Source organism: Leisingera sp. F5 (assembly GCF_001593695.1).
Genome location: NZ_LUKH01000001.1, coordinates 269,726 through 278,861, shown reverse-complemented (window position 1 = coordinate 278,861; position 9,136 = coordinate 269,726). Strand labels below are relative to the sequence as shown.

Sequence of the window (9,136 nt, the reverse complement as noted above, 5' to 3'; positions counted from 1 at the left end):
GGGGGGGWTTTTTTGGASCAAGAAGAGGGGGGGGGCCCCGCCCCGCCGCTCGGTTGCCCTGTCAGGGGATGATGCGGGTGTATTTGGTGCCTTCCAGCGTGGCGCCGACGCGCAGGCCGGCCTGTCCGAAAACCACCGCAAGTACAGGTGAGGTCAGGGTGTTTGTGTCGGCCGTCAGCGCGTTGCCTTCGTCTTTGATCACATACTCCACGTCTGCCCCGGCAGCCCAGCCGGTGGAGCGGCGGAAGCCGGCCAGCGCGTCCTGGGTCATGAAAAACAGAACATGGGCATATTGCTGGGCGCCGATCTGCAGGCCGGCATTGCCCTTGACAGTGGAGTAGTAGTCCACGGTCACACCATTGATCTGCAGGGCGCCGCGGCCAAAGGCGCCGCCAAAGACAAAGCCTGCTTCGGTGACCAGCGGCATCACCAGCATGCCTGTAGCCTTTTCGGCCAGGGTGCGGGTGTTGGGGTACTGGCTGTACATCTGGTTCAGTGTTGCGTCGACGCGGGCGTCGATCTTGGCGCCGTTGCTGTTGCCGACGCCGTTGCCGCAGGCGGCGGTGACGCCGGCGCCGGCCAGGGCCGTCAGGGCAAAACCGCGGCGGGTCATGCGGGAAGAGGAAAAACTGCTCATTTCTCAGGTGCCTGTAATGATTTGCTCCAAGGCCGGTATGCTCCGGCTCTGGGCAAATGTATACGCGGAAAACCGCTGCCTGTCATCCGCTGCCAGCCGGACAGCGGCGGCTTCCCGCTGAAGTGATCCGCAACCGCGGCATTTGGCAGGGTCAACCGTTCAGCAGCCTGGCAGCGGCGGGCGCGAAATAGGTCAGAATGCCGTTGCAGCCCGCCCGTTTGAAGGCCATCAGGCTTTCCATCATCACCTGTTCGCCGTCAATCCAGCCGTTTTGCGCTGCGGCCTGGATCATCGCGTATTCGCCCGAGACCTGATAGGCATAGGTCGGCACGCCAAAGGCGGATTTCACCCGGTGGCAGATGTCCAGGTATGCAATCCCCGGTTTGACCATCACCATGTCGGCGCCTTCCATCAGGTCGCGTTCGATCAGCCGCAGCGCCTCGTCGCTGTTGGCCGGATCCATCTGATAGGTCTTCTTGTCGCCCTTCAGCGCACCTGAGGCACCAACGGCATCGCGGAAGGGCCCATAGTAGCCTGAGGCGTATTTGGCCGAGTAGGACAGGATCGCCGCATTGTGGTGGCCGGCCTTTTCCAGCGCGCTGCGCATCGCACCGATCCGCCCGTCCATCATGTCGGAGGGTCCGATGATATCGGCACCTGCATCGGCCTGGGCCAGGGTCATCTTGACCAGCGCCTCGACAGTTGCGTCATTGACGATCTCGCCGTCCACCACGTAACCGTCGTGGCCGTTGATGTTATAAGGGTCCAGCGCCACGTCGGTCATCACTGCGATATCCGGCGCCGCGTCCTTGATCGCCCGGATCGCCCGGTTGGTGAGGTTGTCCGGGTTCCAGGCTTCGGCGCAGTCCTCGGTCTTGAGCGCGGCATCGGTGTAGGGAAACAGGCAGATTGCCGGGATCCCCAGCGCCTGCGCCTCAACCGCGGCCTCGGCGATCCTGTCGACCGAGCGGCGCATCACGCCGGGCATTGAGCTGATCGGTTCTTCCTGGCCTTCCCCCTCGCGGACAAACACCGGCCAGATGAAATCGGACGGGGTCAGAGTGTTTTCCTGCACCAGATTGCGGATGGCCTGATTGGCACGGGTGCGGCGCAAGCGGGCGGCGGGAAAGGGCGCGACGGTGGGCTTCATGGCGGTCTCTCGTTTTTGCTTGCCCATGGGTGGCATGGAAGCGGCACCGGGAACAAGAGGCACAATCGCCGCGCCGGAAAACTTGTGCAGCAGGCAGGGCTTGCCTGCGCGCGCTTCCCGGTTGATATAGGGCCGGTTGACAAATTCCAGCCCGAAGATCTGCGGGCTGAACAGGGGGCTGGCGTGGATCTGCTTCATATTATCTATGAGATGATTGAGCTGCGGTCATTCTCCAACCTGTGGTACTGGATTGCGCTCGCCGTACTGTGGTCGACGGCCAGCCATTGGATCCTTGGGGTTCCTTATGACATGGTCCAGCGGGCCCAGCGAAACGGCGGCCAGGCGGAACGCGACCTGGAGGATATTGTCCGTGTCAACGTAAACCGCTTGCTGTACATCGCTGAGGTTTCCGGCCCTTGGATGGTGGCGCTGTCCTGTTTTGTGATGTCCGGCCTGGCTGTGCTTGGCTTTGTGTTTCTGCTGGAGATTGCCCAGGCGGTATTCCTGCTGGTGTTTCCAATGGCCGTGGTCGGGCTGATCAGCTTTTTGACCGCGCGCCGGATTTCGCAGGAAGGTGCCAGGGGCGAGGTTCTGCGCAAAAGATTGGCGTTTTGCCGGCTCTATGTGCAGGTCGTCGGGGTCATCTCCATTGTGGTCACCGCGTTCTGGGGCATGTATCAAAACCTGACCATCGGGGCATTTTAACAGGCGGGCTGAGACCGATTGAGGACGCCCGGAAAGGATAAGGCATGGCACAGCGTGCAATCACCATGGGCGGTGCGCCCGAAGGGTTTGATGCCCGGCTGATCCTGAAGGAAGTGCAGAAATCCGGCGCGCCGGTTCTGCATGTGGCGCGTGATGACAAGCGGATGGAGGCAATGCGGTCGGCACTTGCCTTTTTCGCTCCTGAGATGCCGGTGTTTGTCTTTCCCGGCTGGGATTGCCTGCCTTATGACCGGGTATCGCCGAACGCCGATATCTCGGCTGCGCGGATGGCCACGCTGGCGGCTCTGGTGCACCAGATGCCCAAGCAGTTTGTGCTGCTGACCACATTGAACGCCGCCAGCCAGCGGGTGCCTGCGCGCGATGTGCTGCGCGAGGCGGCCTTTACCGCCCGCGTTGATCACCGGATTGATGAAGGCGCGCTGCGCAACTTCCTGGTACGTATGGGGTTCACCCAAAGCCCGACGGTGATGGAGCCGGGCGACTATGCGGTGCGCGGCGGTATCATCGACATCTTCCCGCCGGGGGAAAGCGGCCCGGTCCGGCTGGATCTGTTCGGCGATGTGCTGGATGGCGCGCGGCGGTTCGATCCGGCCTCGCAACGCACTACCGAGAAGCTGGAGGTGGTGGAGCTGGCGCCGGTTTCCGAAGTGATCCTGGACGAGGCGGCGATCACCCGGTTCCGGCAGAACTACCGGATCGAATTCGGAGCCGCCGGAACCGATGATCCGCTCTATGAAGCCGTCAGCGCAGGCCGCAAGCATCAGGGCATCGAGCATTGGCTGCCGTTCTTCCATGAAAGGCTGGAAACCCTGTTCGACTACCTGCCGCAGGCGACGGTGACGCTGGATGATCAGGTGACACCGGCGCGGCTGGCGCGCTGGGACACCATCGAGGACCAGTTCGAAACCCGCAAGCACGCGATGGCGCAAAAGGGGCGGATTGATACCGTCTATAAACCAACGCCGCCGGGCCTGCTGTATCTGGACGACGCAGCCTGGGAAGCTGCATCAGCAGAGCACCGTGTGGTGCAACTGCATCCGCTGCCGCAAGCCTCGGGCCCCGGCACGGTGGATGCGGGCGGGCGTATCGGTCGTAACTTCGCGCCGGAGCGGCAGCAGGAAAACATCAGTCTTTTCGGGGCTTTGGCATCCCACATTAAGGCGCGGATGCTGGAGGGGCCAGTGCTAATCGCCTCCTACTCCGAAGGTGCGCGGGAACGCTTGTCCGGGCTGATCGAGGACGAGGGCCTGGCCGAGGCGGTCCCGGTGATGGATGGCACGCGGATCGGCAAAAGCGGTCTGCATCTGGCGGTCTGGGCGCTGGAACACGGGTTCCAGGCGCCAGACATGTCGGTGATCTCGGAGCAGGACGTGCTGGGCGACCGGCTGATCCGGGCGCCCAAGAAACGCCGCAAGGCAGAGAACTTCCTGACCGAAACCCAGTCTCTCAGCCCCGGTGATCTGGTGGTGCATGTGGACCACGGCATCGGCCGATATAAAGGACTGGAAGTTGTGACGGCAGCAGGTGCCGCGCATGAATGCATCCTGCTGGAATATGCCGAAGCGTCCAAGCTGTACCTGCCGGTCGAAAACATTGAACTGCTGTCCAAATACGGCCATGACGAAGGCCTGCTGGACCGGCTGGGCGGCGGCGCCTGGCAGGCCAAGAAGGCCAAGCTCAAGGAACGCATCCGCGAGATGGCGGACAAGCTGATCCGCATCGCTGCCGAGCGCGCCCTGCGCAAGGCGCCGGTGATGGACCCGCCGCCGCATGCCTGGGAAGAATTCTCCGCCCGCTTCCCGTATCAGGAGACCGACGACCAGCTGCGCGCCATCGAGGACGTGATGGAGGATCTGCACTCCGGGCAGCCGATGGACCGGCTGATCTGCGGCGACGTGGGTTTTGGCAAGACCGAGGTGGCGATGCGCGCCGCCTTTGTTGCGGCCATGTCCGGCCTGCAGGTGGCGGTTGTGGCACCGACCACGCTGCTGGCACGCCAGCACGCCGCGTCCTTTGCCGAACGGTTCCGCGGGTTTCCATTGCATGTCAAGCAGTTGTCTCGCTTTGTTACATCAAAGGAGGCAAGCCAAACGCGCGAGGGGCTGACCAAAGGAACCGTGGATATTGTTATCGGCACTCACGCGGTGCTGGCCAAAAACATCAAGTTCCAGAACCTCGGTCTGCTGATCATCGACGAGGAGCAGCACTTTGGTGTTGGCCACAAGGAGCGGCTGAAGCAGCTGCGCAGTGACATCCATGTGCTGACGCTGACGGCCACGCCGATCCCGCGCACACTGCAGCTGTCGCTGACGGGTGTGCGGGACCTGTCGATCATCGGCACTCCGCCGGTGGACCGTCTGGCGATCCGCACCTATGTGAGTGAATTCGATACTGTCACCATCCGCGAGGCGCTGCTGCGCGAGCATTACCGTGGCGGTCAAAGCTTCTATGTGGTGCCGCGGATCACTGATCTGCCGGATGTTGAAGCGTTCCTGCAGGCTCAACTGCCCGAGCTGACCTATGTGGTGGCGCATGGGCAGATGGCGGCGGGGGAGCTCGATGACCGGATGAATGCGTTTTATGACGGCAGATACGACGTGCTGCTGGCGACGACGATTGTGGAAAGCGGGTTGGATATTCCGACCGCCAACACGATGGTGGTGCATCGCGCCGACATGTTCGGCCTGTCGCAGCTCTATCAGATCCGGGGCCGAGTCGGGCGTTCGAAAACCCGTGCCTATGCTTACCTCACCACCAAGCCGCGCCAGCGGCTGACGCCCGCAGCTGAGAAACGCCTGCGGGTGCTGGGCTCGCTCGATACGCTGGGCGCCGGCTTTACCTTGGCCTCTCAAGACCTTGATCTCCGGGGCGCCGGGAACCTGCTGGGTGAGGAACAGTCCGGCCAGATGCGCGATGTGGGCTATGAGCTGTACCAATCGATGCTGGAGGAGGCGATTGCCAAGATCAAGGCAGGCGAGATGGAGGGCCTGTCTGATGCGGATGAGCAATGGGCGCCGCAGATCAATCTGGGTGTGCCGGTGCTGATCCCCGAGGACTACGTGCCGGATCTGGATGTACGCCTGGGCCTTTACCGCCGCCTGTCGTCGCTGTCGGCCAAAGTGGAGCTGGAGGGCTTTGCCGCTGAACTGATCGACCGTTTCGGGAAACTGCCCAAGGAGGTCAACACGCTGATGCTGGTGGTGCGCATCAAGGGGATGTGCAAGCGGGCCGGGATCGCCAAGATGGATGGCGGGCCGAAGGGCGCGACGATCCAGTTCTACAACGACAAATTTGCCTCGCCGCAGGGACTGGTGGAATTCATCCAGGGCCAGGATGGTCTGGCCAAGGTCAAGGACAACAAAATCGTTGTGCGCCGGGACTGGAAAAAGGACAGCGACAAGATCAAGGGCGCCTTTGCCATTGCCCGCGACCTGGCAGAGAAAGTCGTGGCAGAGAAGAAAAAGGCCAAGGCAAAAGCGAAAGCCTGACACTTGGAGCCAAGGAAATTCGAATTTCCTTGGCAAATTTCTTCGAAGAAATTTTGCTCAGCCGCTGCAGCTGTCCGGTTTCATCGCTGCCTGTGCGCAGAAACAGGACGCGCCCACCGCCCGGTCAGCACGGGAAAGCGCCAGATCCAGATTTTGTTTAATGTGCCGGATTTCAATAGGTTCTCCGCGGGACTTAAGGCAATCGTGTAATCCCTTCAAGCTCCAGATGTTATCCGGATGGACCGATGCGCGCGGCAGCGTGCCGTCAAGCCCCAGATCGGCGCGGTACACCGCTTCGGCCTCTTCCATCCGCCCCTGCTCAAACAGCAGCGCCCCCAGCGCGTGGCGGGTGGGCTGCATCCAGCCCCATGGCTCATCATAGGGCAGGTTGTCGTCCAGCTCGGCCGAGCGGCGCAGATGGGCGAAGGCCACGTCATGTTTTCCTTTGCGGTACTCAATCTCGCCGCGCAGCATTTCCGTTGCGATCTCCAGCAGGTCCGCCACGCTGTTGTTGTGCATCATGCGGGTGTCCGGCACCCGTGCTTTGGCAGCCAGGAACAGCTGTTCCTCGGCTTCGGCCTCTGCCACGCGTCCGGTTGCGGCAAAACCGATGGCGCGGGCGTAATGGGTATTGGCAGCCAGTGTGCAATAGAGCTCCGGGTCTTCCGGCAGTTTCAGCGCCATGGCCTCTTCCCAGCGGCCGAACCGCACGAGAATATGCGGGTGCATGGCCATGTAACTTTCAAAGTAATCTGCCATCGGCGGGCTTTCGATCCGCAGCATCTGTTCCGGGGTGGTGTCCAGAATACCCTGATTGGCCTGCAAGGCCGGTTCGATCTGGCCCAAGAACATCGCGCCGAAGATGACGAAGTGGTAATTGTGCTGGCGGTAGCCGGTGTAGATGTTGAAGGCGCCTTCGCGCTGGTAGTACTTCAGGTCGGCCTCAATCGCCTTTTGGTTCCAATGCACCACATTGTGGTAATCGCCGCACAGCACGTCGATATGGGTCGGCATGTGCACCAGATGGCCGGCATCCGGCACCAATGTTCGCAGGACGTCGGCGGCCTTCAGGGCCTTTTCAGGCGTCGGCGACATCTCCATCAGGTGGACATAGAGGTGCAGTAGGCCGGGGTGGTCCATCGCGGCTGCGGTATGCTCCATTGCCCATTCCAACACCTCTTGCGCCTCAAGGGTGGCAGCCCCTTTGGCAGGTTGGCCGGTTTTCAGATCCCACATCTGCCAGGGCGTCAGGTTCATCAGGCTTTCGGCATAGACCGTGCGCAGGTCCAAATGATCCGGGCAGGCGGCAAATGCCGCGCGCATGGCATCGGCGAAGGCATAATCCCAGGCGTGCATGTCTTCAGCTGCCTCGCGCTGGGGATAGCGTGATTGGAGGGCAAGGATCAGATGCCGCTCGGCCTCGGTGCAGCCCTCGATGCAAGCCAGTGCGGATCGGGCGGCGTCGTAGGCCTCTGCCAGGTCTTTTGCACGGCCTTTATCATCCCGCAAACTCCAGGGAAGATTGTAATTCGGGCCGGTTGCATAGGCCACGCCCCAATGGGCCATGGCGCAGCCGGGATCATGTTCCAGCGTCTGCTTGAAACATCTGACGGCTTCGTCATGGTTGAAGCCGTAGGTCCAGACCAGGCCGCGGTCGAACCACTGTTGTGCCTCGGGCGAGGTGGCCGTTACCGGGCAGGAATGGCTGCCGAGATCATAATCGTAACCCATGAAAAACCTCCCTAAGTATTTGGAGAGGTTAGGCAGTGGCACCTATCCGGACAAGATGGTTATTCGGCGGGCAATTGCGCCTCTGCCCGCGCCATCTGCAGCATCAGCAAGAAGGCAAGGCCGGCCATTGTCAGCAGCCCGGCGGCCAGCGGCAGCAATGATCCGTCGAACAACAGGCCCACCGGTGCCGCAATGGCAGCGGCCAGAACAGTTGAAATCGCTCCGATCACCGAGGCCGCCATGCCGGCGATATGGCCCATCGGCTCCATCGCGATGGCGTTGAGGTTGCCAAGCGTTGTGCCGGCCAAAAAGAACACGCTGGTCTGCCAAGCAACGAACAGGCCGAACAGCAGCGTTTCCGGCAGCGCCTGACTACTGAGCACCAGCATAGCCGCGGAAATGCAGACCTGTGCAGCCAGGGACCAGGTCACGATCCGGCGCATCCCAACGCGGACAACGATGGCTGCGTTCAGCAGGCTGGCGGTGCCTGCCATCAAGGCCACAAACCCAAACCAGAACGGAAAGCTGGCCGCGCGGTCAAAGATCACGTCATAGACCTGCTGCACCATGGTCAGCATGGTGAACAGCATGCCTAAGCACAGGGTCTGCACCAGGATCGACAGCCGCACAGCAGGATGGGCGAACATCTCTTTCACGGCTCCCAGCAGCAGCGGCAGACGGAAGGGGCGGCGGTTCTCAACCGCCAGGGTTTCGGGCAGGCGCAGACCCATCCACATCACAATGAGGATGGCAAAAACGGCAAAGGCCAGAAAGATACCGCGCCAGCTGGAAAACGCGATGATGCCCGCGCCCAGCATCGGTGCAAAGGCGGGCACAAGAGTGAAAATCATCATTGCAATCGACATCATCCGGGCCATTTCCCGGCCCGAGTACAGATCCCGCACGATGGCAATGCCAACAACCCGCGGCCCGGCGGCCCCCAGCCCCATGACCACGCGGGAGGCCAGCAGCAGCTCCAGCGATTGCGCCTGCCAGGCAACGGCGGATGCAGCGATGTACAGGGCCGCACCGCCTGCAATGACGGTCTTGCGGCCAAAGGCATCGGACAGCGGGCCGGTAAAGAACGTGCCGATGCCCATGCCCAGCACAAAGGAGGTCAGCACCAATTGGGCACGGTTGATGTCATCCGGGCTCAGCGCCTGGCCGATCTCGGGCAGGGCAGGCAGCATCGCATCGATGGAAAAGGCGATAGTGGCAAACATCATTGCGATCAGCGCAATGAATTCAGCTTTCGCCATGCCATGGGCCGGAGAGTGAACCTGGGATTGTGACATTTGAAACCTCTAACAGCTCTTCAGATGTTTCCGGGGAACAAGGCCGGTCCGGGAGCTGTCCGGTTCCGCTATCACGAATCTTTTATCCGGGCCAGCGCCCGGCTGCACA

General features: G+C 61.8%; 6 protein-coding genes. 2 read left to right on the top strand and 4 right to left on the bottom strand.

The annotated features are described in order from the left end of the window. Positions 1 to 61: 61 nt before the first annotated feature. Positions 62 to 637 carry a YSC84-related protein gene (locus tag A2I95_RS01285; RefSeq protein WP_291726948.1) on the bottom strand — a complete coding sequence of 192 codons (576 nt, stop codon included), beginning with the start codon at positions 635 to 637 and terminating at the stop codon, positions 62 to 64. 151 nt (positions 638 to 788) lie between these two features. Further along, a complete protein-coding gene (hemB, locus tag A2I95_RS01280) occupies positions 789 to 1,787 on the bottom strand; it encodes a porphobilinogen synthase (protein WP_291726971.1) in 999 nt (332 codons plus the stop codon). Positions 1,788 to 1,970: 183 nt separating this feature from the next. On the opposite strand from hemB, the gene A2I95_RS01275 reads away from it, so the two are divergent. Next, on the top strand, positions 1,971 to 2,492 hold the full coding sequence (locus A2I95_RS01275; RefSeq protein WP_291726945.1) for a component of SufBCD complex: 522 nt from the start codon (positions 1,971 to 1,973) through the stop codon (positions 2,490 to 2,492). Between the two features lie 44 nt (positions 2,493 to 2,536). Next, entirely contained in the window at positions 2,537 to 6,001 is a 3,465-nt protein-coding gene (gene mfd / locus A2I95_RS01270) for a transcription-repair coupling factor (protein ID WP_291726942.1), read from the top strand. Between the two features lie 57 nt (positions 6,002 to 6,058). Here the strand turns inward: mfd and A2I95_RS01265 are convergent, their stop codons facing one another. Together A2I95_RS01265 and A2I95_RS01260 are read right to left on the bottom strand one after the other, a co-directional pair. Then, a complete protein-coding gene (locus A2I95_RS01265; protein ID WP_291726939.1) occupies positions 6,059 to 7,732 on the bottom strand; it encodes a tetratricopeptide repeat protein in 1,674 nt (557 codons plus the stop codon). Between the two features lie 59 nt (positions 7,733 to 7,791). After that, positions 7,792 to 9,027: a multidrug effflux MFS transporter gene (locus tag A2I95_RS01260; protein WP_291726937.1), complete on the bottom strand. Its 1,236-nt coding sequence runs from the start codon at positions 9,025 to 9,027 to the stop codon at positions 7,792 to 7,794. Positions 9,028 to 9,136: the final 109 nt, after the last annotated feature.